This window comes from Actinomadura luzonensis, from assembly GCF_022664455.2.
In the GTDB taxonomy this organism is placed as follows: Bacteria; Actinomycetota; Actinomycetes; order Streptosporangiales; family Streptosporangiaceae; genus Nonomuraea; species Nonomuraea luzonensis.
Window position 1 is genome coordinate 787,007 of sequence record NZ_JAKRKC020000002.1, and the last position, 24,589, is coordinate 811,595.

Here is a 24,589-nt window from a genome sequence, read left to right on the forward strand (position 1 = left end):
ATGGGAGTGTGTTGGCCGTGGACGGGTGCGCCGTCAGGGTCGTGGACGCCGACCGGGTGGCCGCCGTCACCGACCGCATGCCCGCCGTCCAGGACCTCGCCGACACGGCCGACGTCTTCGGCCTGCTCTCGGACACCAACCGGCTGAAGCTGCTGGTCGCCCTGCTGGACGGCGAGCTGTGCGTGTGCGACCTCGCGGCGGTGACCGGGCAGAGCGAGTCCGCCGTCTCGCACGCCCTGCGGCTGCTGCGCGCGCACCGCATCGTCGCGGCCCGCCGCGCCGGCCGGATGGCGTACTACCGGCTGGAGGACCCGCACGTGCGGATGCTGCTGGACCTGGCGCTCGCCCACACCGAGCACACCGACGCCATCCACCCCGAGCGCGAGGGCGACGGCTGATGGGCGCCGGGCACGGGCACGGGCACGCGGCGGGGCGGCACCGCTGGCGGCTGGCGCTGTCCTTCGCGCTGATCGGCTGCTTCTTCGTGGTCGAGCTGGTCTACGGCCTGGTCTCCGGCTCGCTGGCGCTGATGTCGGACGCCGGGCACATGGCCGCCGACGTCGTCACGCTCGGCGCGGCGCTGGTCGCCACCCGCATCGCCACCCGCCCCGACACCACCGGGCGGCGCAGCTACGGCTCCTACCGGGCCGAGGTGTTCGCCTCCCTGCTGGCCGTCGTGCTCATGCTGGGCGTCGCGCTCTACGTGGCCGCCGGGGCGATCGGTCGGATCGGCGGGCCCGCCGAGGTCTCCTCCGGGCCGATGCTCGTCGTCGGCGCCCTCGGCCTCGTCGTCAACCTCGTCGCGCTGGCGCTGCTGCGCGCCGGCGCGCGCGAGAGCCTCAACGTCAAGGGCGCCTACCTGGAGGTGGTCGCCGACACCGCCGGGTCCGTGGGCGTCATCGTCGCGGGCTGGCTCGTCGCGGCGACCGGCCAGGCGCTCTGGGACACCGTGATCGCCCTCGCCATCGGCGTGTTCGTCGCCGTGCGGGCCGTCGCGCTCGGCCGGGAGGTCTTCGCCGTGCTCGGCCAGCACGTCCCGCAGGGGCTCGACGCCTCCGCCGTCGCCGCCGACCTGGCCGCCATCGAGGGCGTGCGCGACGTGCACGACCTGCACCTGTGGACGCTGACCTCCGGCATGAACGTCGCCACCGCCCACCTCGTCACCGCCGACCAGAAGGACCACCACGCCGTGCTGGACCAGGCCCGCGACCTGCTGCGCCGCCGCCACGGCGTCGCCCATGCCACCCTCCAGGTCGAGCCGCACGACCACACCGGCTGCGACGAGGTCGGCTGGTGACCGCCAGTGCGGTGAACCACGCATGAGCGGCAGGACGAGGCGGCGCGACGAGCAAGTCAGCGCGACGCGGGAGGCGCTGCTGACCGCCGCCGAGCGGCTGTTCGCCGAGCGCGGCATGCACGCCGTCGGCAACCGGCAGATCAGCGAGGCCGCCGGGCAGGGCAACAACGCCGCCGTCAGCTACCACTTCGGCGCCAAGACCGACCTCGTCCGCGCCATCGCCCGCAGGCACGCCGAGCAGATCGAGGTCATCCGGGCGCGCATGACGGCCCGCATCGCCGGCTCCACCGACCTGCGCGACTGGGTGGCGTGCCTGGTCCGCCCGTTCACCGGGCACCTCGACGCGCTCGGCGGCCCCACCTGGTACGCCCGCTTCACCGCGCAGGTCATGGCCGACCCCGCGCTCAGGGCGATCATGGTGGACGAGGCCCTGGTCGCCGCCCCCGTTCTCCGCTCGTTCCGCGACGGGCTGGCCGGGGCCCTGGCCGGCCTGCCGCCGCGGGTGCGGCGGGAACGCGTCCTCATGGCCAGGCACCTCGTCACGCAGATGTGCGCCGAGCGCGAGCGCGCCCTCGCCGCGCACGCCCCCACCTTCCACCCCACCTGGGACGCCACCGCCGACAGCCTCGTCGAGGTGATCGTGGCGTTGTGCGAGGCGCCCGTCCGCTGACCTGCGCGCCCGCCCGGCGGGCCGAGGACGGGTTCACCCACTGGTACGGGGACGGCTGACCTCAGCGCGGGTGGAACGCGGCCCGCAGGCCCGCCGGGGCCAGCCGCCCGGAGAACGCGGGCGCCGCCGCGGCCGCGCCCGGCGCTTCCACGCGGAACCGCTGGGCCAGGCGGGAGGCGGCGAGCGTGAGCTGGCGCAGCGCCGGCGCCGAGCCGAGGCAGTAGCGGGGCCCGGCTCCGAAGGGCAGGTACGTCCCGGGCGCCGGGCGGGCGTCGCGCCAGCGCGACGGGTCGAACTCCTCGGCCCGCGGCCACCAGCGCGGGTCCCGGTGGATCAGGTACGGCGTGCACAGCACCTCGTCGCCGGGGCGCAGCCGCCACGGGCCGAGGCCGGCCGGGACGCGGGCGATCCTGCTCATGGTCCACGCCGGGGGCGTCAGGCGCAGCGTCTCCCGGACGACCGCCTCGGCGAGCGGCAGCATCGCCCGCGGGGCCTGCTCCGGCGGCCCGGCCTCGGCGGCGAGGGCGGCGGCCAGCTCGGGACGGAGGGCCAGCTCGCGTACCAGGGAGGTCAGCGCCGCGGCCGGCACCCCGTGCCCGCCGACCAGCACCGACCACAGGGCGGCGGCCACCTCGCCGTCACTCAGGGCGGGCCGCGCGCCGAGCAACACCCCGAGCAGGTCCCGCGGCTGCGGGCCGGGGAGCGGGAAGTGCCCGGGTGCGGTGGCGCGGCGGGCGGTGATCAGCGCGGTCAGCGTCCCGGTGAGGCGGCGGTGGGCGCGCAGGAAGCGGCGGGTGCGCGGCAGCGGCAGCCAGGCGGGCAGCCGGAGCGCGGCCTCCTCGAACGGCAGCAGCGCAGCGTGCACCTCGGCGAGCAGCTCCGGGACGCCCGCCGCGTCCGGGCCGAGGCACAGCCCGGCGACGGCCCGCCCGGTGACGTCGAGCATCAGCGGCAGCACGTCGCTCTCCCGGCCCGCCGTCCGGCCGAGGACGTCGTCCAGGATCGCGACCGTCCGGGCGTCCGGCGCGGCGGCGGCGGCGCCGGTCAGCGCGGGCCGCAGGACGCGGCGCGCCCGCATCCACGACCGGACCGTCTCGTCCGCCTCGCGCGGCGCCACCCCTCCGGCGAACGGCGGCGGCTCCGTGACGTAGTCGCGGTTGGTCGCCGTCAGGACCTGGTGGGCGAGGCGCGGGTCGGCGGTGAGGACGGTCCGGCCGTCGAAGGAGAACACGTCGCCGTGCTCACGGTGGTTCCGGCGCAGGAACGCGATCCGGTCCCGGTCGTAGTCGGCGACGTTGCCCAGCAGCCAGTGGCCGCGCGGGCCCGGCGGCCGTGCCGCGTCCACGGGCGGGGCCGGTTACTTGTCGTAGTGGTAGGGCCAGTAGGGGTACTTGCCGCCGACGCGGGACCTGCCGAACAGGCGGGCGGTCACCTGGCGCAACACTCGCACGTCCTCACCATCCTCGTTGATCGAGCCGGATGACGTGACTATCGCTCACGTCCGCCGCCCGGTCAATCGACGCCGGCGGGCGGTCCCGGGCGGAGGTCAGGGGAGGGCCGGCACGACGGGCGGGGTGTTCGTCCAGCCTGCCTCGGCCATCGTCGCGACGTACGTCTTCGGCCACAGCACCTCGCCGCCGTGCGTGAGCTTCTGCTCCCGGGCCAGCAGCGTCATCCGCCCGGTGTCGACGACCAGCCGCAGCCGGACCACGGTCGCGCCGGCGCCCTTCCCGTCCGTGCGGCTGGTCACCACGGCCGTGCCCGGCCTGCCGAGCCCGTCCTCGGCGGCGCCGTCCGCGCGCACGCCCGGCAGCGTCAGCAGCGCCCGGTACGCCGCCGCGCGGACCTCCTGCGGCGCGGGCAGGGAGTGCAGGAGCTCCGGCAGGACGCCGGCGAGCCATGCGCCGACGGACTCGTCCGGCACCCGGGACGTCCGCGCCGCCTCGGTGAGCCACGCCTTCAGCCGGTCCGGGTCGGCGGGCAGGCGCTGCACCTCGTCGTAGGTCAGCCGCTGCCCGCCCAGCAGGTACTCGTCCCGGGCGGGCTGCTCGCGCAGCGTGCCCCGCGCGGGCCGCGCGGACAGCTTCACGCTCCTGCCGTCCGTCGTCTCCCGCCACGTGCCGGGGGAGCCGTCGCGCTGCCACGCCTTCCGGTCGGCGGCGGTCCGCGGCGCGACCCCGAGGTCCCGCACGCCGTACCACCACCGGCCGCCGGGCGCGTGCCACTCCTCGAAGACCCGCCGCTGCACCAGCAGGTACGTGTCGCTCTTCGGGCCGAACGTCCAGGGCAGGACGGTCTCCGTCAGCTCCCTGGTGTGCCAGTAGGCGCCCTGCGGGGGCGTGGCGGCGGCCGGCCCGCTCAGGGCGGCGGCGCCGACGGCCAGGGCGGCGGCGAGCGCGGCCGGCGCGGTCGCGCGCTTGCGGATGCGTGTCGAAGGATTGAGGTTCACGACCGTCCATACGCCCGGCGGGCCCGCGAGGTTGCCCGCGCGCGATGATCCGTGCGCGGGCAACCCCGGCGCGGGCCCGGGCGTATGAGGAGGTGTGAAATCGGACGGACACCCGTGAACGGCGGGGAACACGACTTCGGCGCCTTCGTGGCCGCGCGCGCCACGAGCCTGCTACGGACCGCCTACCTGGCCTGCGGCGACGAGACGGAGGCCGAGGACCTGCTGCAGACGGCCCTGGAGCGCACCTACCGCAACTGGGACCGGATCCGGCACGACAGCCCGGAGCCGTACGTGCGGCGCGTGATCGTCAACGCCGCCATCAGCCGCGCCCGCCGCCGCGCGATCCTCAGCATCGTCCCGACGCACAGCCCGCCTGAGACGCCCGCCGGCGCGGTCGACGCCGACCTGCGGCACGTGCTGATGGAGGCGTTGCGCGCCCTGCCGCCCCGGCAGCGCGCCGTGGTCGTGCTGCGGTACTGGGAGGACCTGAGCGAGACACAGACCGCCGAGGTGCTGGGCTGCTCGACCGGCACGGTCAAGAGCCAGGCGTCCAAGGCCATGGCCAAGCTCCGCGCGGCGCTCGGCCGGAAGACGGAAGGAGTGATCGGCAATGCCCGCGCTTGAGGACGAGATCCGGCGGCTCATGACGGAGGAGACCGCCCGGCTGCACGCCGCGCCCGACCTGGTGGAGCGGGTGACCCGCCGCTCGCGGGCCGCGCGGCGGGGCAGGATCGCGGCGCTGGCCGCGGCGGCGGCGGTCGTGACGGCCGCCGGGCCCGCCGCCTGGCTCGCCACCGCCCCGGCGGCACGGTCGCCGGCCCGCCCGCCGCCACCCGGTCCGCCGTGACGGGGCCTGCCGCGACGGCGGAACCGCCCGCCGTCGACGACGTCCCGCTCACGCCGTCCGAACCGGCGAGCCTCGGGGACCTCGGCGACGGGCGCGCGTTCGGCCACGTCAGGGTCGGCTACCTGCCCGAGCGCCTGCGCTGGTCGCGCTGGTCCCTCGACGGCGGCGACCGGTACTCGGTCTCCTACGACTACGCGGGCGACCCGGGCGGCTTCTACTGCGTGCAGATCTTCGTCTACGAGGACGCCGCCGTCCAGGAACTGGACGACCGCGTCCGCTCCTACCGGGACGAGAACGACGGCGAGGACGTCACCGTCGGCGGCCGGCCCGGCTACCTCGTCGTGCAGAACGTCGGCGAGGACGGCACGAAGGGCACGCCGACGCTCTTCCTCACGATGGGCGACGGCCAGCGGGCCGAGATCATGTTCAGTCCCGCGTACGCCGCCGGGTTCTCCGGCGACCGGGCCGTCACCGCCGAGCTGAGGAGGGTCGGCGAAGGGCTCACCTCCACGCTGCCGTCGCCGGGCGGATCTCACTGAACAGCCGGAGCGTCACCGGCCGCGGCCGGAGCCATCCGGCCGTGGCCGGCAGCCGCAGGTCCGCCGAGGAGAAGACCGTCTCCAGGACGATCTTCACGTACGGCCGCCCGCCGGGCACCGCCGCGCACACCGCCGAGACCGGCGCGCGCAGCTCCCGGCCGCCGAACCGCAGCCGGCCGTGCCCGTCGCGGTCGAGCTCCGCCGCCTCCCAGAGCAGCGCGGGCGGCTCGCCCCGGCGCGGCGCGGCGAGCGGCAGCCGCAGGTCGAAGCCCGCGAGCCCGCCCCCGGGCCGCGGGTCCGCGTCCGCCGGTCCGCCCGGCCGCAGGTAGAAGGAGCCGTCGAGGCGCGGCGGCGCGTACAGCAGCCGCAGCCCCTTGCGCCCGCTCGTGGTCAGCCGCACCTCGGTCGCCTCCAGGACGATCCGCCATGAACCGGGCTCGATGTGTGAGGACGTCGCCATGGGTCACCTCGCCGTGCGTTGCAGGTTGTGCGCCGGTCACCCGTAAAGACGGGAGCCGTGCCGCCGCTGTGACACGCCGTGGCCGATGTCACAGTCCCGCGTCCCCGTTCGTCTTGTTCTCGAACGCGGACAGAAGGGATATCACCCATGCAGACCGGACCGCGGACGGTCCCTGGCGCCGTCGCCCGGACCTCGTCCTTCCTGGACGAGCGCCTGGGCGCGGCCCCCCTGGTCAACCGCAACCTGCGCAAGATCTTCCCCGACCACTGGTCGTTCCTGCTGGGCGAGATCGCCCTGTACTCCTTCGTCATCCTCCTGCTCACCGGCACGTTCCTGACGTTCTGGTTCAAGCCGAGCATGGGGGAGGTCGTCTACGACGGGGTCTACGCCCCGCTGCGCGGCGTGGCGATGTCGCAGGCGTACGCCTCGACGCTGGAGCTCAGCTTCGAGGTGCGCGGCGGGCTGCTGCTCAGGCAGATGCACCACTGGTCGGCCCTGCTGTTCATCGGCGGCATGATGATCCACGCGCTGCGGGTGTTCTTCACCGGCGCCTACCGCAAGCCGCGCGAGCTGACCTGGCTCATCGGGGTCACCATGCTCGCGATCGCCCTGCTGGAGGGCCTGACCGGCTACTCGCTGCCGGACGACCTGCTGTCGGGCGCCGGCCTGCGGGTCACCGAGGGCGTGCTGATCTCGCTGCCGCTGGTCGGCACGTACCTGACGTTCCTGCTGTTCGGCGGGGAGTATCCCGGCGAGGACGTCGTCTCCCGGTTCTACTCGCTGCACATCCTGCTGATCCCCGGGGTGCTGCTGGCGCTGGTGTCGGTGCACCTGGTGCTGATGTGGGTGCAGAAGCACACGCAGATGCCCGGCCGGTCCCGTACCGACGCGAACGTGGTGGGCGCGCCGCTGTTCCCGTCGTTCGCCGCCAAGACGGCCGCGTTCTTCCTCTTCACGCTGGGCACGGTCACGGGGCTGGCGAGCCTCACCCAGATCAACCCCGTCTGGCTGTACGGCCCCTACAGCCCGGCCGACATCTCGGCCGGCTCCCAGCCCGACTTCTACCTGGGCTTCCTGGAGGGCGCGCTGCGGCTGATGCCCGCCTGGGAGCTCAACCTCCTCGGCTCCGCCCACGCGGGCACGATCCCGCTGAGCGTGGTCGTCCCGGCGCTGGTGCCGCTGGGGCTGGTCCTCACCGGGATGGCGCTCTACCCGTTCCTCGAACGGTGGCTGACCGGCGACCATCGCGAGCACCACGTGCTGGAGCGCCCGCGCGACCACCCGCACCGCACCGCGATCGGCATGTCCGTCGTCGTCTTCTACGGCGTGTTGTGGCTGCTCGGCGCGAACGACGAGCTGGCCTCGACCTTCCACGTCAGCCTGAACGCCATCACCTACGCCGGGCGGGTCCTGGTGTTCGCCGGGCCCGCGCTCGCCTACGTCGTCACCTACCGGATCTGCCTCGGGCTGCAGCGCGCCGACGCCGAGCTGGCCGGGCACGGCGTGCCGACCGGGGTGATCAGGCGGCTGCCGCACGGGGCGTTCACCGAGGCGCACGCCCCGCTCGACGAGGAGGCCGCGGCCCGCCTGCGCGCCAAGCGGCCGGTGCCGGCGCTCCCCGCGGCGCGGGCGGCCGGCGGGGGAGCGGTCCCGCCGGACGGGCTGCGCCGCCCGCTCGGCAGGCTGCGGGCCCGGATGTCGGCCGCGTACGGGGGCGAGAAGGTGCCCTTGGACGGCGACGCCGGCCACGACCGTTCGCTCACCCGCTGACCGGGAGGGGCTGGTCAGAGCGGCGTCCGCCGCCGGGTGAACGGGGCCAGGGCGAAGCGGGCGAGGATCTTGCGGCGGGTCAGCCAGCGCACGTGCGCCCCGTTGCGGGCCCGCGCGAGCGCCTGCTCGGCCAGCCACGGCGTCACCGTCTCCACCGGGTCGGCCAGCAGCGCGAACACCCGGCTCGCCCCGGGCCGGGCGTCGCGCAGGAGCAGGTCGGTGCGCACCATGCCGGGGCTGAGCAGCCCGACCGAGACCCCGGCGGGCACCTCCTTGGCCAGCGCCCCGGTGAGGTAGGTGACCGCCCGCTTGCTCGCGCCGTACAGGGCCAGCCCCGGCACGGTGCGGCCGTCGCTGCCCAGCCCCTCCATGTTCCAGACGTGGCCGTGGCCCTGCGCGGCCATGCCGGGGATCGCCACCGCGCAGCCGTTGACGACGCCGTGCAGGTTGACGTCGAGCACGTGGCGGGTCTCGGCGGGGGACAGCTCCCACAGCGGCAGGCGGGGCTGGGTGACGCCGGCGTTGTTGATCCACAGGTCCACCCGGCCGTGCCGGTCGACGGCGGTGTCCCATACCCGGCGCACCTGCTCGCGGTCGGACACGTCGGCGACCACGTCGCCGCCCGTGGTGCCGCAGGTGACGACCTGGTGGCCGCGGGCGGCGAACTGGGCGGCGAGGCCCTGGCCGATGCCGCGGGTGGCGCCGGTCACGACGATGACCTTCATGCCCCGCACCCTCTCACACCGGATATAACCTGTATTTCCTACTGGCTTGCCGGTATATGGTGGGGATCATGAGAAAGGGGACGGGATGACATCACCGGCAGGGCCGTTCGACGCCGCGGGCGATCCCGAGCTCGCCAGGCTCATGGACGGCTACCAGCGGGACGTCGCGGCCATCGAGGCGCTGCGCGACGGGTTCGGCGAGGTCAGAGGGCGGGGCGAGGCCGCGGACGGGCGGATCGTCGCCGAGGCGTCGCAGACCGGGGCGCTGACCGGGCTGGTGATCGACCCGCGCGCCATGCGCCTCGGCTCCGGCGAGCTCGCCGCGGAGATCCTGCGGGCCGCCGCCCGGGCGGCCCGCGCCGCCGGGGACCAGGCCGCCGAGCTGGCCGCCCCGTTCCTGTCCGGCACGCCGCTGACCGCGCCGTCCCCGGGCGCGACCCGCTCCCCGGGCACGCCGTACCGGGGCGCGCCCCCGGCGGATCGGCCCGGTGGCCGGGCGCGGCGGGCGACGTGATCAGCGCCGGCCGGGCGAGCGTCTACGGTCTCGGCACCGTCGGCATCGCCGCGTTCGTCCTGCAGATGCTCGCCGTCGACTACCCCGAGGGCGACCCGGACAAGGCCCGCCGCGCCGCCGCCGTCTGGACGCGGCTGGCCGACCGCGTCGAGGCCGGCCCCGGCCGCACGTACGAGGCCGCCGCGTCGGTGTGGCGCGGCACCGAGGACCCCGGCGCGCACGCCTTCCGCAAGGCCGTCACGCCCGGCCTCTACCCCGAGCCGCCCGAGAGCGGCTACGCCGCCCGGCTCGCCCGCCGCTGCCGCGACAACGGCGCGGCCTGCGCCGCGTTCGCCGACGCGATCGAGACCGCCAGGCACGCCTACTGGACGCTGGCCCTGGCCAACTTCGCCAGCTTCGTCTTCATCACCACCTTCCCGTGGCAGGCGGGCGCGGCGTACCAGATCACCCAGTTCCTCATGCGCCGCGCCCAGGCCGGGCTGCTGGCCAGGCTGCTGGAGCACAACATCGCGAGGATCGTGGCGGCCAAGCTGACCGAGTACACGATCGGCAGCGCCTTCTTCGCCGTCGGCGACGTGGCCGTGGTGGCGGGGGTCAAGGCGGCGCGCGGCGACGACCCGGGCTCGCTCGCGGACAACGCCGAGCAGGCGCTGAAGGAGTTCGCCGCCTCGGTCGCCTTCTACGGGGTGTTCGACGCCGCCGCGCCGCTGGCCAGGCGGGCGAGCGGCAACGCCGACGTGCAGTACTTCCTCAGCCGGCTCGCGGGCGGCTCGCTCGGCTACGGCCCCTCCTACGACGCGATGAACGGGCAGTCCGGCGAGGAGCTGGTGCCCACCTGGAAGGAGACCCTGGGCCGGATCCTGCTGTACTTCACGATGGCCCACAAACCGGCGGGAGGCTGAGCATGGAGGTGCACAAGCGCCGGCTCCGCTCCGTGGCCGACGTCTTCGACCAGGAGCGGGAGGAGCTGGCCCGGTTCGTCGCGGGCGCCGCCCGCGAGCTGGAGGCCATCGGCGACTTCCGGGGCGACGGCAAGGAGGGCGCGGCCTTCTTCAAAGGCCAGGGCGGCGCGGGCGGCTACGAGGCGGTCACCGGCCAGATCATGGCCGGCACGGAGGCGTGGCTCGGCGCGCACCGCGAGATCGCCGCGCGGCTGCGCCTCATGGCGGCCAGCGTGGACGTGGCCGACTGGGAGAGCATCGCCGCGATCCTGGAACGGCTGCCGCCGGCCGACCCCGGCCGGCCCGTGTGGGGCACGGGCTAGCAGGCGCCGGGCGGCCGCCGCGGGCCGCGGTAGGGGAGCGGCCGGCTGTAGACGACGCTGGTCGTCGTGCTGCCGAACTCGGCCAGCTCGCCCATCAGCCGCTCCAGATGCCCCATGGACGCCGCCGCCACCTTCAGCGTGTAGCAGTCGTCGCCGGTGGTGCGCAGGCACTCCAGGATCTCCGTCCGCTCGCCGAGCAGCCGGCGCAGCGGCTCGTGCCGGTTGCCCGGGTACTTCAGCCGCACCACGGCGAGCACCGCGTACCCGACCTTCTCCAGGTCGACCTCGGCGTGGTAGCCGGTGACGACGCCCAGCGACTCCAGCCGCCGCACGCGCTCGGTGACGGCCGACGAGCTGAGGCTCACCCGCCGGCCGAGCTCGGTGAACGGGACACGGCCGTCCTGCTGCAGCTCGGCCAGGATCGCCCAGTCGGTCGCGTCGAGATTCTCGGCCATGCGGCCAAGATACCGGCGGATCCCCGGCCGATCGCGGCCTGCGCCGGGAGAAACCCCTTACCTCGGGCATGATCACCTGGATAGCCTGGAGCGGTGCGACTAGGCGTGAACGTCCCCAACTTCGGCCCCGGCACCGACCCGGGCGCGCTGCGCGCGTGGGCGCAGACCGTCGAGGGCCTGGGCTTCGACCTGCTCATGGTCTCCGACCACGTCGTGGTGACGCCCGACGTGGCCGAGCAGTACCCGGCGCCGTTCTACGAGCCGTTCACCACGTTGTCGTGGCTGGCCGGCGTCACCGAACGGCTCCGGCTCGGCACGACCGTGCTCATCGCCCCGTACCGGCACCCGCTCCTGACCGCCCGCATGGCCGCCAACCTCAACCGGCTCAGCGACGGCCGGCTGGTCCTCGGCATCGCCTCCGGCTGGGCGCGGCAGGAGTTCGCGGCACTCGGGGTGCCGTTCGAGCGGCGCGGCGAGCTGACCGACGACGTGCTCCGCGCGCTGCGGGCCGCCCGCGAGGACACCGAGGACTACCGGGCCGGGCCGCTGCCGCTGTGGATCGGCGGCAACAGCGACGCCGGCATCCGCCGGGCCGTCCGCCTCGGCGACGCCTGGCACCCGCTGCGCAACACGCTGCCGTGGCTGCGCGCCGCCGTGGAGCGCATGGCGGCGATCGCGGGCGAGCGGCCGGTGCCCGGCTTCGCCCCGCGCGTCGTCCTGCGGATCACCGACGCGCCCGTCACCGGCCCGGACCGCCTGGCCGGCGAGGGCACGATCGACCAGGTGGCCGCCGACCTCGACGAGCTGCGCCTGCTCGGCGCCGACACGGTCGTCCTCGACCCGTTCGACGGCGACCCCGGCGAGACCCTGCACCCGGCGGCCAAGTGGCGGATGCTCGCCGCCGTCGCCGACCGGATGAACCTCCACCCCCGAAGGGAGCACCCATGACACCGGACGAGGAACGCCTGCTGCGCCGCGCGATCGAGCTGGCCGGCGAGGCGCGGGCGGCGGGCGACCCGCCGTTCGGCTCGCTGCTGGCGGACGCGGCGGGCAACGTGCTCGCCGAGGAGCGCAACACCACGATCACCGGCGGCGACATCAGCGCCCACCCCGAGCTCAAGCTGGCCCGCTGGGCGGCTCGCGAGCTCGACCCGGCCACCGCCGCCGCCACCACCATGTTCACCAGCTGCCAGCCCTGCGGCATGTGCACGGGCGCGATCCGGCGCAGCGGCCTCGGCCGCGTCGTCTACGCCCTCGCCGAGGAGCAGCTCGACGCGCTCAAGCCGGGCGGCGGCTGGCCGGAGGTGCCGCAGGAGGGCCCGGCCCTGTACGACGAGGCCCGCGCCGCCGTCGAGGGCTACTACACCTGACCCGCCCGGGGCTCAGGCGGCCGTCCAGCCGGGTTCGAGCCACTGCGCCCGTCCCGGCAGGCCGGGCCTGACGCGGACGCGCGGCTCCGGGCCGCCCAGCTCGTACGAGACCGACCCGAACGTCCTGGTCGGCCAGTCCGGCACGCCCGGGACGCAGATCGGCACCGTGTCGTCGGCGAGCATCGCCTCGGCCTCGTCCCGCGTGCCGTCCGGGCGCAGCGTGCCCTCCAGGAACCGCAGCCGGTTCTCCGAGTCGCGCACCCGGCCCGTGTCGCGCAGCTTGCGCAGCGCGTCCGGGTCGAGGTCGGCGCTGGCCAGCGGGTGGTTGGTGTGCACGAGGCGGCCCTCGCGCAGCGGCACCGGCACCGCCCCGGCCGCCGAGCACTCCAGGCTGTCGAGGCCCGTGGCGTCGCCGACGGCGTAGTGCTGGCCGCTGGCGTGCCCGGCCGCGCGCAGGAACCCGACGGCGGCGGCGCGGTCGCGGCGGGCCAGGACGCCGCGGATCATCGCGGCCACCGGCAGCCCGTACGGGTCGCCGGTCAGCATGCCGAGCGTGTTGACGCAGACCGCGACGCCCGCCGCGTTGACGCCGGTCAGCGCGAGCAGCCCGGCCGAGGTCAGCACGAGCTGCTCGGGCCCGCCCGCCGGGCGCAGCCGCAGCACGAGCTGGGAGCCGTCCATGAACGCCGGCAGGTCCATGTTCTGCGCCAGGTAGGGGCCGCCGGGGGCGCGCTCGGCGCCCACCACGCTGCAGCCGTGCTCCCGCAGGTGCCGGCGGCGCATCCACCAGCCCTCGTCCATCCAGTTGTAGGCCGCGACGTCCGCGAAGGGCACGCCCGCGCCCTCGGCGATGCCGCGCAGCTCCTCGGCGAGGTCCGGCATGAGCCGCTGGACGGTGCCGAGCAGCGGCGACCCGCCCACCAGCTCGGCCACGCCGGAGCCGGCCGTGGCCTCGCGCCACGCCTCCCGCGCCCGCCGTACGGCGGCGCGCGCCTGCTCGCCGTGCGCCCGCCCCAGCTCGCGCGGGCCGCCCGCGCACTCGACGATCGTCATCTCGGTCATCTCGTCGATGCTAGGCGACCCGCCGGAGCGCCGGCCGTGGTGTCGGCGAGCCGCGGCCACCCAGCGCAGCCGGCGAAGCCGTTGTCCCGCGGCTCGGGTGCACGAGGAACCCGGGCATCGCGGCCGCCGACGGGGCGATCAGCGCCCAGGGCGTCCACGGCCCGCTCGGCGGACCCCGGCGGGCGCAGCTCCGCGGGCGCGGGCGAGCGCGGCGCGGGCGTGCGGCAGGTCCGCCAGGCGGGCCGCCATCGCGTCCAGGGCGGCGGGCAGGGCCGGCTCGGGCACGCCGCGGGCGGTCAGCATCCGGGCCATCCAGCCGGCGAACGAGGTGAACAGGGTGGGGTCCTCGACGTACGCGGCGGCGCGCAGGAAGTCGACGATCGACGCCACGTCCTCGGCCGTGTAGCCAGGCAGCCGGCGGTCGCGGGGCCCGGCGGCCGGCCCGCCATCGGGTGCGCCGTCGGGCCCGTCGGCGGGCGTGTGGCGGCGCAGCTCGTCCATGACGCCTCTGACCAGGTCGGGGGTGCGTTCGCCGAGCACGACGTACTCGCGGCCGGCCACCGTGCCCGCCCCCGCCCCCGTCCCCGCCCCTGTCCCCGCCTCCGTTCCGGCGCGGCGCGGGAGCGGGCCGCGGTCCAGCAATTCGGCGGCGGCGCGGGCGTCCGGCGCCCAGGCGTCCGCGCCGAGCAGGCGGGCGTAGCGGCCGTCCGGGCCGAACGCCGCGCCGCCGACCAGCACCGGCGTGCTCGCCGCCTGGCACGCGGTGATCGCCCCGTGCGCCGCCGGCAGCCGGGTCGCGATCGAGCTGGACAGCGCCACCGTGTCCGGCCCGGTCCTGTGCAGGTGCACGACGAGATGCGGGGTGGGCACGTGCGCGCCCAGGTAGTCCACCCGCCAGCCGCGCAGCCGCAGCACCTCGGCCAGCAGCCGGACGGGGAACGTGTGCCACTCGCCGTCCACGCACGCCACGCAGATCCGGCCCTTGTCCGGCGCCGGCAGGTGCTCCCGCGCGGCCGGATGGGCGGCGACGACGACCAGCACGCTCTCGTTGACGGCGGTCGCCGTGTGCTCCTGCGCGACCGTGATCACGTTGTCCGCCCACGCCTGGCCCACCCGCGCCTGCACGGCGGCCACCACGTCCAGGATCATGGTCTCGACGGGCACGCCCGCCTCCACCGCGGCGATGGCCGCGTCGACCGCCGCGTACTCGTCGCCGGCGATCGCCGCCTCCCACAAAGCCCCCGCGCACCGCTCCACCACGCGCCGCCCCTCCGCACGCCCCTCCTCCGGGGGCCGCCCCTCCGGGGGCCCCTCCTCCGGGGGCCGCCCCTCCGGGGGCCCCTCCTCCGGGGGCCGCCCCTCCGGGGGCCGCCCCTCCGCGCGCCCCTCCTCCGGGCCCGTCACGGCGGGCCGTCCGCGGCGGCCACGTCCAGCAGCACCTCGCGGGGCGCCGCGACGGCGACGATCGCCACGTCGTCGTGCTCGCCCCCGCCCGCCCACTGCGCGGCCAGCATCTGCACCCGCTCGGCCAGGGCGTCGGCCGGCATGCCCGCGCAGTGCCGCAGCTCCGCCTGCAGCCGCTCGTCGCCGAACAGCTCGTCGCCGAGCGGCCCGCCCCGCGCCTCGATGACGCCGTCGCTGTAGAGCAGGCAGCTCTCCCCGGGCTCCAGCAGCACCTCCTGGGTGACGCTGGTGACCTGCTCCAGCAGCCCGATCAGGGTGCCCTGGGTGCGGGCCTCCTCCACCCGGCCGTCCCGGCGCACGATCATCGGCGGCGGGTGCCCCGCGCTGGTCAGCCGCAGCGCGACCCGCGTGCCGCGGCGCTCCACCCCGGCCAGCACGAGCGTGACGTACCGCGGGCTGTCGCCGGCGAGCAGCACCTCGTTCAGGCGCTCCAGCACCCGCTGGTGGTCGTCGGCGAGCGGCAGCAGGGCGCGCAGCGTGTTGCGGATCTTGCCGGTGAGCACCGCGGCCTCCAGTCCCTTGCCGGACACGTCGCCGAGCACCACCAGCGACTCCCGGCCCACGCCGGCGGCCGCGTGCACGTCGTAGAAGTCGCCGCCGACCTGCGCGCTGTCGCCCGCCGCCCGGTAGCGGGCCGCCACCTCCACGCCGTCCAGCCGCGACATCACCGGCGGCAGCAGGTCGGCCATCAGCGTCTCGGTGATCGCCGACTGCTCGGCGTACAGGCGGGCGATGGACAGCGCGGTGCCGGCGCGGGCGGTGAACAGCGGGACGAACAGCTCCTCGGCGGGGGAGAACCCGGGCTCCTCCGCGCGGCGCAGCAGGATCAGCGCGCCCGCCGACAGCCCGTGGCCGGGCAGCCCGAGCACCGCTATGGAGCCGATCCCGGCGGGCGCGCCGCGCGTCACCCATCCCGGCGCCTCCGCCGGATCGACCCAGCGGGCCGGCACCGGCGGGAAGCCCCGCAACGCCTCGGCCAGGCCCGGCATCGTGCCGGGATCGACGGTCAGGTCCCGGCGGACCGGCTCGCCGCCCGCCTCGCAGCAGGCCACCTCGTAGCGGTGGCCGCAGCGCGGCACGACCACCCGGGCGGCGTCGGCCAGGTGCCGCGCCGCCAGCCGCGCCGCCACCTCCACGCAGCGGTCCAGGTTCAGCGAGGACAGCAGCTCGCTGGAGGTCTCCACCACGGCCGCCAGCGAGTCCCGTTCGGCCCGCAGCGCCTCGGCGGCCCGCTCCCGGGCGGTGACGTCCACCAGCCACCAGGTGACGTGCCCGGCGTCGCCGACCTCGACGGGATGCGCCTCGAACACCCGCTCGCCGACCGGCCCGAGCACCGGCCGCGCGGGCCCGCCCGCGACGAGGCCGCGATGCGCCCGCACGAGCCATACCGGGGCGATCCGCGCGTCCGGGGGCACGCCGCCCAGCAGCGACCGGGCCGCCGCGTTCGCGCGCTCGACGACGCCGGAGGCGCCGACGACCACCATCGGGTACGGCGTGTCCCCCTCTGCCATGCCGAACCTGCCCCGTCCGCGACCATCTGCGAGATCTTCACTCTAGTGACGGGAGGTACATGGCTTTCTCGATGGCGAATCGGCTTTTCGCCATTTTTGTGCCATCCCGGCCGGCGGGCCGTGGAGCGCGGCAGGCACGCCACCAACCATCGATCCTGTCTCGTGTGCGTCACATGGTGGATTCCGGGACGATTCGTCCGCGCGGGGCTCCGTGAGGACAGGAGGCGAAGCTGGGCGAGCACGGGCACGAGGCGGTGGCGGCCTCGCCGAACACCGGCGTGAACACGCTCACCGGCGAAGGACTGACCGGGGCGCGGGTGGTGGTGGACGGGTCGAACTCGCCGTCGTTCGAGCGGGAGGCGATGCTGGAGTTCTTCGGCACCTCCACCCGCAATCTGCTGGCGGCCGAGGCGACGGGCGAGGACACCCTCATCCCGCCCGCATCGCCTGACGCGGATAACGCGTTGCGCCCGCGACACCCGGCATGTCAGTCTCCAACCTCCTGAACGCTGCTGACAGGGAGAGGTGGCACGGAGAGGTGACCGGCGCGACGAGGCACGCGGGACTCGCGCTCGCCCTGGGCTCCTCGGGCTGCTTCGCGTTCTCGGGGCCGATGGCGAAATACCTCGTCGCGGCCGGGCTCACGCCGTTCGAGACGGTGTGGGCCCGCATGGCGGGCGCGGGGCTGCTGCTGGTGGCGGTGCTGGCGGTGGTCCGGCCGGCCGCGCTGCGGATCCGGCGAGCCCGGCTGCCGTTCTTCGCGCTGTACGCGGTCATGGCCGTGGCCGGGGTGCAGTCGCTGTACTTCGCCGCGATCACCCGGCTGCCGGTGGGGATCGCGCTGCTGCTGGTCTACCTGGCGCCGGTGCTGGTGGTGGCCTGGGTGCGGCTGGTCAGGCGGGGCCGGCCGGGGCGGGGCGCGTACGCCGGGGCGGTCGTCGCGATCGCGGGGCTCGCGGTCGTCGCCGAGGTGTGGCAGGAGGTGCGGCTGGACGCGCTCGGCCTGCTGCTGGGGCTGCTCGCCGCCGCGTGCTCCGCCGGATATTTCCTGATGAACGATGGCTTCGGCGACGACGTGCACCCGCTCGGGCTCGTCGCCTGGGGCATGACCGGCGCGGCCGTCGTGCTGATCCCGTTCGCCCGGCCCTGGGACATCCCGTGGACCGCCTTCACCACCTCCGCCGCCCCCGCCCCCCTGGTGCCGGGCGCCGGTGGGCACCCGCTGCCGGTGCTGGCGGCGTACCTGTGGATGGTGCTGGTCGCCACGGTGATCGGGTACGTGCTGGGCGTGCACGCGGTGCGCCGCCTCTCGGCCGCCGTGGGCGCCACGGTGGCGTCGCTGGAGGTCATCGCGGGCGCGCTGGCCGCCTGGGCCCTGGCCGGCGAGACGCTCGGCGCGTTCCAGATCGTGGGCGGCCTGGTCGTGCTCTCCGGCGCCCTGCTCGCCCGCACCGCCACCGCCGCCCGCACCGCCACCACTGCCCGGGCCGCCGCACCAGCCCGCCCGTCCGCGCCCGCCGGGTCGGAGGCGGGCTTACCGTGAAAGGCATGAAGGCATTAATCGTGACAGGAGCGATGCTCGGCACGATCGCCGCCGCGACCGTCCCCGCCCAGGCCGCCGGGGCTCAAGCCGAGGCGCAGCCGGTCCAGTGCACGGCGGGCCGGCTGAAGGCCCAGGTGGGCAGGATCGACCCGGCCGCGGGCAACCGCTTCGCCCCGCTCGTGCTGACCAACGTCTCGGGCCGGAGCTGCTGGACGCGCGGCTTCGTCGGCCTCATCATGATCGACGCGCACCGCGACGCGCTGACCACCCGCGTCCGCAGGGACGGCCCGGCCGGGCCCCGCGTCGTCCTGGCCCCGGGCGGCAGGGCCGTCGCGCGGCTGCACTGGGGCGCGGTCGAGACCGGCGCCGAGACGAGCTGCCCCGCCCCCAGCGGGCTCCTGGTGATCCCGCCGGACGAGCGGGCCTTCCTCGACATCCCGTTCAAGGCCGACCGCGTCTGCGACCACGGCCTCATCCGCGTCGGTCCGCTGAAGAAGGGCTGAGCGGACCGCCCGCACCGGCCGCGGCGCCCTCACCGCCCGGGACTGTCGCCGGGCGGGCGCACGCCGTCCAGCGCGAGGGTGAGCAGGCGCTCGGCCTGGGCCGCGCCGTCCGGCTCGCCCTCGGCGGCCAGGGCGATGGCGTTGACCAGCTTCAGCAGGTCCGTCACCCCGACCTCGGGGCGGACGGCGCCGGCCCGGCGGGCGCGGGCCAGCAGGTCCGCGCCCGTCTCGGTGATCATGGTGTGGCAGGTGGCGCCCAGCGTGGGATCGCCGTCCTGGCCGCCGCGCAGCAGGGCGGCGGCCAGCCCCCGGTTGGACACGGCGTGCGCGGCCACCGCGCGTAGCCAGGCGTCCAGCGCCGGACCGGGGGCGAGCCGCGCGGCCAGCTCGCCGGCGGCGGCGCACAGGGCCTCGACCTTGCCGCGGAAGAGCGCCTCCAGGAGCCGCTGCCGGGACGGGAAGTGCCGGTGCAGCGTGGCCGAGCCGACGCCCGCCCGGCGGGCGATCTCCTCCAGTGACGCCTCCGCCCCTTGCTCGGCGACGGCCTCCGCGGCGGCGGCCAGGAGGCGGTCGTGGTTCCGCCGCGCGTCGGCCCGCATCGGCCGGGCGGCCCCGGCCGTCGTGGCGCGGCCTGCGGGCGGGGCCGGGCGGGGGTCGGGTGTCGGCATGGGGTCTCCGGCGGCTTGCTAAACGGGGTGGCCCTCCATATCGTAGCGGAACGAAACCGGAGGGCCACCCCGTTTAGCCGGGCGCCCCGCCGCATGCCTACCGACTGGAGTGCGTGAGCAGTGAAGACCATCGTGGTGACCGGAGCGACCGGGGCGCAGGGCGGGGCCGTGGCGAGGCACCTGCTCGCCGCCGGCTGGCGGGTGCGCGCCCTGACGCGCGACCCGGCCGGCCCGGCGGCCCGGGCGCTGGCCAGGGCCGGCGCGGAACCCGTACGGGCGGAGCTGGACGACGCCGCCTCGCTCGCCGCCGCGACCGAGGGCGCGTACGGCCTGTTCAGCGTGCAGCCCACCGTCGGCTCGCCCGGCACCCCGCCGGGCTTCACCGCCGAGGACGAGGTGCGCTGGGGCCGCAACGTCGCCGACGCGGCGCACGCCGCCGGCGTGGAGCACCTGGTCTACGCCTCGCTCGCCGGCGCGGGCCGGCACGACACCGAGGTGCTGCCGCAGAACACGGTCAGCAAGTGGCGCGTCGAGCGGCATCTCGCGCGGCTCGGGCTGCCCGCGACCGTGCTGCGCCCGGTGTCGTTCATGGAGAACTACACCGGCGCCTACCACCTGAGCGGCGGCACGGTGTCGGCCGCGTTCGCCGCCGACGTGCCGCAGCAGATCATGGCGGTCGACGACGTCGGCGCGATCGCCGCGCTGGCCTTCGCCCGGCCGGGCGAGTGGATCGGGCGGACGGTGGACCTGGCCGGCGACGAGCTGACCCCGCGCGCCATCGCCGCCGCCGTCTCGGCGGCCGTCGGCCGGCCGCTGCCGTACGTGCAGATCCCGATCGAGGTGATCGCCCGGGCCGGTGAGGAGTTCGCGCGCGCCTATGTCTGGCTGAACGAGCGCGGTTACCGGGCCGACGTGGCCTTCACCCGCGCCCTGCACCCTGGCCTGATGGACCTGCGCACCTGGCTGGCCCGGACGGGGGCCGCCCGGATCGCCCGGTTCCTGGCCGCCTCGCCGGGCGCCTGAGCCCTCGCAACGCGCGAGCGCGCACCCCGTACGGGATGCGCGCTCGCGGGAGAGGGGGCGGGGCGGTCAGGCGGCGTAGTGCGGGTAGCCGTAGCCGACGACCTGCGAGGCCGGGCGGGTGCGCTGCTCGACCTTGCCGTTGCCGGTGTTGCCCTCGATCGTGGAGATCGTGCCGTCGCCGTTGTCCTTGACGACGAACCCGACGTGGTTGATGGCGTCGAGGTCCTTGCTGCCGCTCCAGGAGAAGAACACCACGGCGCCGGGCTTGGCGGCGGTGCCGAAGCGGTGGTTGGCCTCGAACCACTTGGCGTGCGCGACGGTGTAGGCGTCCCAGCCGACCTGCGTGCGGGCGCCGGTCTGCTCGCCCACCCAGGAGACGAACATCGAGCACCACGGCGCGTCCACGTAGGAGGCCGTGTCGCCGCCGTCGCGGGCGGCGGTCTCGGTGGCGCGCGGCGAGGAGGCGTACCACCGCTGGAACTTGGTGCCGCCGCCGTGGGCGTCCTCGCTGGTGCCGACCTGGGCGCGGGCGGTGGCGAGCACCTGTGCGGCGGTCACCTTGACGGCGCCCTGGGAGTCGTTCCCCGAGGGCCCTTGGCGTCGCCGGCGACGTGCGTGACGGGGCGGGCCGGGCGGCGGCGTCGGCGTGGGCGACGGCGCCGGCGCCGAGGCCGATCGCGCCGGCGGCGAGGGCGGCGCCGAGCGCGGCGCGGGCGGCGGTGGACGTGCGGGCATGCGTGAGGAACTGCTTGGCCATGAGGAAATCGCTCCTAGGCGGTGTGTCGTGCGTGGGCATGTGACAGCGGCGTTGCGGCTGTCATGGGAGGCGGTCGCACGGCTCCTGGCTAAGGGCCTGTGAAAGGTAAAGACTGCGACGCCAGGTACGCGGAGTTATGTCATCTCGCGTCCGTTATGTACAACCATCGTACCATATGGGTAATTCCCAGGTAACGACCTCATCTCATGACGTTTGTCACGGCGGCCTGGCTGACACGTCGCACTACCCCGGCGCCGCCGCGTTCCCGCAGGCTGAAGCCATGCCGAACGCGCTGGAACTGACCGACGTCCGCAAACGCCACGGCCCCGTCACCGCGCTGGACGGGATCGACCTCACCGTGACCGAAGGGGAGACCGTGGCGCTGCTCGGCCCCAACGGAGCCGGCAAGAGCACGCTGCTGTCCATCGCCGTCGGCCTGCTGCCGCCCACCTCCGGGCGGGCCGCGGTCCTCGGCCGCCCGCCCGCCGACGCCCGCCGCGCCGGCCTGCTCGGCGTGCTGCCGCAGGAGGCCGGGCTGCTCGACGACGTGCGCGTGCGCGAGCTGGTCGCCGCCGTCGCCGGCCTGTACGACCGACCGCCGCCCCTGGCCGCCACCCTGCGCGCCGCCCGCGCCGAGGACCTCGCCGACCGGCGCGTGGGCCGGCTGTCCGGCGGGCAGAAGCAGCGGGTCAGGTTCGCGCTCGCGCTGGCCGGCGACCCCCGGCTGCTGGTGCTCGACGAGCCCACCGCCGGCCTGGACGTGGACGGCCGCCGCGCCCTCTGGCAGGAGGTGCGGCGCCGCACCGGCACCACCGTCTTCGCCACCCACTACCTGGCCGAGGCCGACGCCTACGCCGACCGCGTGGTGCTGCTGGCCCGCGGCCGGGTCATCGCAGACGGGCCGGTGGAGGCGATCAAGGACCTGGTGGGCGGCGGCGAGGTGCGCTTCGCCGCGGGCGGCGCCGCCGACCCGGCCCGGCTGCGGGCCCTGCCGGGCGTGCGCGGCGTACGCGTGCAGGACGGCACCGTGGCGCTGCGCACCGGCGACTCCGACGCGACGCTGCGGGCGCTGTTCGCCGCGTTCGACGACCTCAGGGACGTGCGCACCGAGCGCGTGGACCTGGAGGACGCCTTCGTGAGCCTCACCTCAGGGGCGCCCGCGGACCTGACGGGAGGGGCCCGATGACAGGCTCGTACGTGCGGCTGGAGCTGGCGCGGGCGCTGCGCAACCCGGTCGGGATGACCATGATGACGGTGTTCCCGCTGCTGCTCTTCCTGCTGTGGGCGGAGGTGCTGGAGGTCGCCCCGCCCGGCCGGGCGATGGTGTCCATGGCGACGTACGGGGCGATGGGCGGGGCCATGTTCGTCGGCGGCGCCATCGCCATGGAACGGGCCGGCGGCTGGCTGCGGCAGCTCGCCGTCACCCCGCTGCCCGCCCACGGCTACGTGACGGCCAAGCTGCTCGGGGCCGCCGCCGGGGTGCTGCCCAGCGTCCTGGTCGTGCTGGCGGCCGGGGCGCTGCTGGCCGGGGTGCGGCTGCCGGCGGGCACCTGGGCGGCGCTGGTGCCGCTGATCTGGGCGGGGGCGCTGCCGTTCGCCGCGCTCGGCGTGGCCTTCGGCTACACCTTCCGCGGGCAGCTCGCCACCCTGGCCATGACGATCGTCTACTTCGCGCTGTCCGTGGTCGGCGGGCTGTGGGTGCCGGTGGAGCGGATGCCGTCCGCCATGCGCGCGCTCGCCGAGTACAGCCCCACCTACCAGGTCGGCTCGCTCGGCTGGCGGGCGCTGGAGGGCCGCGCGCCGACCGGGACCTCGCTCGCCGTGCTGGCCGCCTGGACGCTGGGGTTCGTCGCGCTCGCGCTGTGGCGTTACCGTCGGGCCCTATGAGCGTTGAGCCCTTCGACTTCAGCCGCGGGCGCCGGATGGCCCGGGCCGGGTCGTGCGCGTGGCTGGCGTTGCCGGTCTGGCCGCTGTGGACGTTCGCCGCGGCCCGGCCGCCGCTCTGGCAGGCGGCGTTCGTGGCCGTGGCGATCGCGGTCTTCGTCACCTGCTGGGTGCGGACGATGTGGGCCCTGCTGCCGCCGGCGGCCCGGCCGTCGCCGTGGTGGCCCGCCGGGGTGGCCGCCACGGCGCTGGCGCTGCTGCCGGTGCTGGGCCCGCCGTGGGCGTACGTGGGCTTCGTGTTCGTGGTCAGCGCCGTGGTGTCCGTGCTGCGCGGGGCCGCGCTCGGGGCGGCGCTGGCCGGGACGGTGGCCGGGTCCGTGGGGGCGCTGCTGGCGTACGGGGTGCCGTTCTCGCAGGTCTGGTGGGTGGCGGCGGTGATCCTGGCCGAGGCGATGGCGGCGTCGGCGATGCTGCGCATGGGCGGGCTGCTGGCCCGGCTCGACGCCGCCCGCGCCGAGGTGGCGCAGCTCGCCGTGGACAACGAGCGGCTGCGCTTCGCCCGCGACCTGCACGACACGCTCGGCCACACCCTGACCTCCATCACCATCAGCAGCCAGCTCGCGGCCCGGCTGGCGCACGCCGACCCGGACCGGGCCGCCCGGCAGATGACCGACGTGGAGCGCGCCGCCCGGCGGGCCCTCGACGAGGTGCGCCACGCCGTCGCCGGGTACCGCGCGCCGGCCCTGTCCGGCGAGCTGCGGCGCGCGGCGGACAGCCTCGCGCTGGCCGGGATCCGGCTGGAGGTCTCGCCCGCCGGCGGGCCCATCCCGGCCGCCGCCGAGACGCTGCTGGCCTGGACGGTGCGCGAGGCCGCCACGAACGTCGTCCGGCACAGCGGGGCCGGGCGCTGCTGGATCGACCTCGCGGTGGACGGCGACGCGGCCGTGGTGGAGGTCCGCGACGACGGCACCGGCCCGCCCGGCGGCCCGGGCGCGGGCGGCGGGACCGGAGGCGACGGCGGGGGCGGCCCTGGACGTGGCGCGGGCGGCGGGAACGGAGGCGACGGCGGGGGCGGCCCTGGATGTGGCGCGGGCGGCGGGAACGGGCTCGCCGGGCTGGCGGAGCGGCTGGGCGCGGCCGGCGGGCGGCTGGAGACCGGCCCGGGCCCCGGCGGCTCCGGCCACCTGCTGCGGGCCCGCGTCCCGATGGAGCCGTCGTGATCCGCGTCCTCGTCGCCGACGACCAGGAGCTCGTCCGGGGCGGGCTGGCCGCGCTGCTGTCGCTGGAGGACGGCATCGAGGTGGTGGCCGAGGTCGGGCGCGGCGACCAGGTCGAGGCCGCGGTGGCCGAGCACCGGCCCGACGTGGTCCTGCTCGACATCGAGATGCCCGGCATGTCCGGCCTGGAGGTGGCCGAGCGGCTGCGCGGGCAGCGGGTGGTGATCGTGACGACGTTCGGCAGGCCCGGCTACCTCGGGCGGGCGCTGGAGGCGGGCGTGGCGGGGTTCGTCGTCAAGGACGCGCCCGTGGCGGAGCTGACGGCGGCCGTGCGGCGGGTCATGGCGGGGGAGCGGGTGATCGACCCGAAGCTGGCGGTGTCCGCGCTGACCGTCGGGCCGAGCCCGCTCACGCAGCGCGAGGCCGAGGTGCTGCGGGCCGCGTCCGGCGGGGCGACCGTCGCCGACCTCGCCCGCCGCCTGTTCCTGACCGAGGGCACCGTGCGCAACTACCTGTCGGCCGCCATCGGCAAGACCGGCGCCCGCAACCGGGCCGAGGCCGTGCGGGTGGCCGAGTCGCGCGGCTGGCTCTGACGGC

General features: G+C 76.1%; 30 protein-coding genes. 20 read left to right on the top strand and 10 right to left on the bottom strand.

Going from position 1 to position 24,589, the window contains the following annotated elements:
- Positions 1 to 17 precede the first annotated feature (17 nt).
- The 3 genes from MF672_RS33820 to MF672_RS33830 are packed head-to-tail and all read left to right on the top strand — an operon-like array spanning position 18 to position 1,967.
- Positions 18 to 398 (top strand): ArsR/SmtB family transcription factor, encoded by a 381-nt coding sequence (locus tag MF672_RS33820; RefSeq protein WP_242381745.1) that lies wholly within the window; start codon positions 18 to 20, stop codon positions 396 to 398.
- Complete coding sequence (locus tag MF672_RS33825; RefSeq protein ID WP_242381744.1) at positions 398 to 1,297, top strand: cation diffusion facilitator family transporter; 900 nt, start codon at positions 398 to 400, stop codon at positions 1,295 to 1,297. The genes MF672_RS33820 and MF672_RS33825 overlap by 1 nt, the downstream gene beginning before the upstream one ends.
- 22 nt (positions 1,298 to 1,319) lie before the next feature.
- Positions 1,320 to 1,967, top strand: coding sequence for a TetR/AcrR family transcriptional regulator (locus MF672_RS33830; RefSeq protein WP_242381743.1), 648 nt, complete (start codon positions 1,320 to 1,322; stop codon positions 1,965 to 1,967).
- A 61-nt stretch (positions 1,968 to 2,028) separates the two neighbouring features.
- Here the strand turns inward: MF672_RS33830 and MF672_RS33835 are convergent, their stop codons facing one another.
- Both MF672_RS33835 and MF672_RS33840 read right to left on the bottom strand, forming a co-directional pair.
- Positions 2,029 to 3,312: a cytochrome P450 gene (locus tag MF672_RS33835; RefSeq protein WP_242381742.1), complete on the bottom strand. Its 1,284-nt coding sequence runs from the start codon at positions 3,310 to 3,312 to the stop codon at positions 2,029 to 2,031.
- Between the two features lie 201 nt (positions 3,313 to 3,513).
- Positions 3,514 to 4,416 carry a hypothetical protein gene (locus MF672_RS33840; protein WP_242381741.1) on the bottom strand — a complete coding sequence of 301 codons (903 nt, stop codon included), beginning with the start codon at positions 4,414 to 4,416 and terminating at the stop codon, positions 3,514 to 3,516.
- Between the two features lie 114 nt (positions 4,417 to 4,530).
- Between MF672_RS33840 and MF672_RS33845 the strand changes: the two genes are divergently transcribed.
- Genes MF672_RS33845 through MF672_RS33855 form a run of 3 tightly spaced genes read left to right on the top strand, consistent with a single transcriptional unit; the run spans position 4,531 to position 5,802 of the window.
- Positions 4,531 to 5,040, top strand: a complete 510-nt coding sequence (locus tag MF672_RS33845) for a SigE family RNA polymerase sigma factor (RefSeq protein WP_242381740.1) — start codon at positions 4,531 to 4,533, stop codon at positions 5,038 to 5,040.
- Entirely contained in the window at positions 5,027 to 5,263 is a 237-nt protein-coding gene (locus MF672_RS33850; protein WP_247815548.1) for a hypothetical protein, read from the top strand. The genes MF672_RS33845 and MF672_RS33850 overlap by 14 nt, the downstream gene beginning before the upstream one ends.
- Positions 5,260 to 5,802 carry a hypothetical protein gene (locus tag MF672_RS33855; RefSeq protein ID WP_247815549.1) on the top strand — a complete coding sequence of 181 codons (543 nt, stop codon included), beginning with the start codon at positions 5,260 to 5,262 and terminating at the stop codon, positions 5,800 to 5,802. The genes MF672_RS33850 and MF672_RS33855 overlap by 4 nt, the downstream gene beginning before the upstream one ends.
- On the opposite strand, the gene MF672_RS33860 is transcribed toward MF672_RS33855, so the two are convergent.
- Positions 5,765 to 6,262: a hypothetical protein gene (locus tag MF672_RS33860; RefSeq protein ID WP_247815550.1), complete on the bottom strand. Its 498-nt coding sequence runs from the start codon at positions 6,260 to 6,262 to the stop codon at positions 5,765 to 5,767. The two genes, MF672_RS33855 and MF672_RS33860, sit on opposite strands and share 38 nt — an antisense overlap.
- Before the next feature lie 147 nt (positions 6,263 to 6,409).
- On the opposite strand from MF672_RS33860, the gene qcrB reads away from it, so the two are divergent.
- Positions 6,410 to 8,032, top strand: a complete 1,623-nt coding sequence (gene qcrB / locus MF672_RS33865) for a cytochrome bc1 complex cytochrome b subunit (protein ID WP_242383698.1) — start codon at positions 6,410 to 6,412, stop codon at positions 8,030 to 8,032.
- Positions 8,033 to 8,046: 14 nt separating this feature from the next.
- Here the strand turns inward: qcrB and MF672_RS33870 are convergent, their stop codons facing one another.
- Positions 8,047 to 8,757, bottom strand: a complete 711-nt coding sequence (locus MF672_RS33870; RefSeq protein ID WP_242383699.1) for an SDR family oxidoreductase — start codon at positions 8,755 to 8,757, stop codon at positions 8,047 to 8,049.
- 85 nt (positions 8,758 to 8,842) lie between these two features.
- On the opposite strand from MF672_RS33870, the gene MF672_RS33875 reads away from it, so the two are divergent.
- The 3 genes from MF672_RS33875 to MF672_RS33885 are packed head-to-tail and all read left to right on the top strand — an operon-like array spanning position 8,843 to position 10,535.
- Positions 8,843 to 9,271 carry a YbaB/EbfC family nucleoid-associated protein gene (locus tag MF672_RS33875; RefSeq protein ID WP_242383700.1) on the top strand — a complete coding sequence of 143 codons (429 nt, stop codon included), beginning with the start codon at positions 8,843 to 8,845 and terminating at the stop codon, positions 9,269 to 9,271.
- Positions 9,268 to 10,173 (top strand): WXG100-like domain-containing protein, encoded by a 906-nt coding sequence (locus tag MF672_RS33880; RefSeq protein WP_242383701.1) that lies wholly within the window; start codon positions 9,268 to 9,270, stop codon positions 10,171 to 10,173. The genes MF672_RS33875 and MF672_RS33880 overlap by 4 nt, the downstream gene beginning before the upstream one ends.
- Before the next feature lie 2 nt (positions 10,174 to 10,175).
- On the top strand, positions 10,176 to 10,535 hold the full coding sequence (locus tag MF672_RS33885; RefSeq protein WP_242383702.1) for a hypothetical protein: 360 nt from the start codon (positions 10,176 to 10,178) through the stop codon (positions 10,533 to 10,535).
- Here MF672_RS33885 and MF672_RS33890 read toward each other — a convergent pair.
- Complete coding sequence (locus tag MF672_RS33890) at positions 10,532 to 10,990, bottom strand: Lrp/AsnC family transcriptional regulator (RefSeq protein WP_242383703.1); 459 nt, start codon at positions 10,988 to 10,990, stop codon at positions 10,532 to 10,534. The two genes, MF672_RS33885 and MF672_RS33890, sit on opposite strands and share 4 nt — an antisense overlap.
- 93 nt (positions 10,991 to 11,083) lie before the next feature.
- Between MF672_RS33890 and MF672_RS33895 the strand changes: the two genes are divergently transcribed.
- The gene (locus tag MF672_RS33895) at positions 11,084 to 11,938 is read left to right on the top strand and encodes an LLM class flavin-dependent oxidoreductase (protein WP_242383704.1); all 855 of its coding nucleotides are present in this window, start codon (positions 11,084 to 11,086) and stop codon (positions 11,936 to 11,938) included.
- Positions 11,935 to 12,360 (top strand): nucleoside deaminase, encoded by a 426-nt coding sequence (locus tag MF672_RS33900; protein WP_242383705.1) that lies wholly within the window; start codon positions 11,935 to 11,937, stop codon positions 12,358 to 12,360. The genes MF672_RS33895 and MF672_RS33900 overlap by 4 nt, the downstream gene beginning before the upstream one ends.
- 12 nt (positions 12,361 to 12,372) lie before the next feature.
- Here MF672_RS33900 and MF672_RS33905 read toward each other — a convergent pair whose 3' ends face one another.
- From MF672_RS33905 to MF672_RS33915, 3 genes are all read right to left on the bottom strand, one after another.
- Positions 12,373 to 13,422, bottom strand: coding sequence for a C45 family autoproteolytic acyltransferase/hydrolase (locus MF672_RS33905; RefSeq protein WP_247815551.1), 1,050 nt, complete (start codon positions 13,420 to 13,422; stop codon positions 12,373 to 12,375).
- 138 nt (positions 13,423 to 13,560) lie between these two features.
- Positions 13,561 to 14,682 carry a cobalamin B12-binding domain-containing protein gene (locus tag MF672_RS33910; RefSeq protein WP_247815552.1) on the bottom strand — a complete coding sequence of 374 codons (1,122 nt, stop codon included), beginning with the start codon at positions 14,680 to 14,682 and terminating at the stop codon, positions 13,561 to 13,563.
- 140 nt (positions 14,683 to 14,822) lie between these two features.
- On the bottom strand, positions 14,823 to 16,397 hold the full coding sequence (locus MF672_RS33915) for a PP2C family protein-serine/threonine phosphatase (RefSeq protein WP_242382382.1): 1,575 nt from the start codon (positions 16,395 to 16,397) through the stop codon (positions 14,823 to 14,825).
- Between the two features lie 278 nt (positions 16,398 to 16,675).
- Between MF672_RS33915 and MF672_RS33920 the strand changes: the two genes are divergently transcribed.
- Genes MF672_RS33920 through MF672_RS33930 form a run of 3 tightly spaced genes read left to right on the top strand, consistent with a single transcriptional unit; the run spans position 16,676 to position 18,443 of the window.
- Positions 16,676 to 16,903: a hypothetical protein gene (locus tag MF672_RS33920; protein ID WP_242382383.1), complete on the top strand. Its 228-nt coding sequence runs from the start codon at positions 16,676 to 16,678 to the stop codon at positions 16,901 to 16,903.
- Between the two features lie 32 nt (positions 16,904 to 16,935).
- Positions 16,936 to 17,940: an EamA family transporter gene (locus tag MF672_RS33925; protein WP_242382384.1), complete on the top strand. Its 1,005-nt coding sequence runs from the start codon at positions 16,936 to 16,938 to the stop codon at positions 17,938 to 17,940.
- A 5-nt stretch (positions 17,941 to 17,945) separates the two neighbouring features.
- The gene (locus tag MF672_RS33930) at positions 17,946 to 18,443 is read left to right on the top strand and encodes a DUF4232 domain-containing protein (protein ID WP_242382385.1); all 498 of its coding nucleotides are present in this window, start codon (positions 17,946 to 17,948) and stop codon (positions 18,441 to 18,443) included.
- A 29-nt stretch (positions 18,444 to 18,472) separates the two neighbouring features.
- On the opposite strand, the gene MF672_RS33935 is transcribed toward MF672_RS33930, so the two are convergent.
- The gene (locus tag MF672_RS33935; protein ID WP_242382386.1) at positions 18,473 to 19,111 is read right to left on the bottom strand and encodes a TetR/AcrR family transcriptional regulator; all 639 of its coding nucleotides are present in this window, start codon (positions 19,109 to 19,111) and stop codon (positions 18,473 to 18,475) included.
- Positions 19,112 to 19,231: 120 nt separating this feature from the next.
- On the opposite strand from MF672_RS33935, the gene MF672_RS33940 reads away from it, so the two are divergent.
- Positions 19,232 to 20,134, top strand: coding sequence for an NmrA family NAD(P)-binding protein (locus MF672_RS33940; protein WP_242382387.1), 903 nt, complete (start codon positions 19,232 to 19,234; stop codon positions 20,132 to 20,134).
- A gap of 66 nt (positions 20,135 to 20,200) precedes the next feature.
- Here MF672_RS33940 and MF672_RS33945 read toward each other — a convergent pair whose 3' ends face one another.
- Positions 20,201 to 20,692, bottom strand: a complete 492-nt coding sequence (locus MF672_RS33945) for a CHAP domain-containing protein (protein WP_247815553.1) — start codon at positions 20,690 to 20,692, stop codon at positions 20,201 to 20,203.
- A 479-nt stretch (positions 20,693 to 21,171) separates the two neighbouring features.
- Here MF672_RS33945 and MF672_RS33950 point away from each other — a divergent pair, with 479 nt between their 5' ends.
- From MF672_RS33950 to MF672_RS33965, 4 genes are read left to right on the top strand one after another with little or no spacing between them, the layout of a single operon-like run.
- Positions 21,172 to 22,077, top strand: a complete 906-nt coding sequence (locus tag MF672_RS33950; protein WP_242382389.1) for an ABC transporter ATP-binding protein — start codon at positions 21,172 to 21,174, stop codon at positions 22,075 to 22,077.
- Complete coding sequence (locus MF672_RS33955) at positions 22,074 to 22,778, top strand: ABC transporter permease (RefSeq protein ID WP_242382390.1); 705 nt, start codon at positions 22,074 to 22,076, stop codon at positions 22,776 to 22,778. Before MF672_RS33950 ends, MF672_RS33955 begins: the two co-directional genes overlap by 4 nt.
- On the top strand, positions 22,775 to 23,995 hold the full coding sequence (locus tag MF672_RS33960; protein WP_242382391.1) for a sensor histidine kinase: 1,221 nt from the start codon (positions 22,775 to 22,777) through the stop codon (positions 23,993 to 23,995). Before MF672_RS33955 ends, MF672_RS33960 begins: the two co-directional genes overlap by 4 nt.
- Positions 23,992 to 24,585: a response regulator transcription factor gene (locus MF672_RS33965; protein WP_242382392.1), complete on the top strand. Its 594-nt coding sequence runs from the start codon at positions 23,992 to 23,994 to the stop codon at positions 24,583 to 24,585. The genes MF672_RS33960 and MF672_RS33965 overlap by 4 nt, the downstream gene beginning before the upstream one ends.
- Positions 24,586 to 24,589 lie beyond the last annotated feature (4 nt).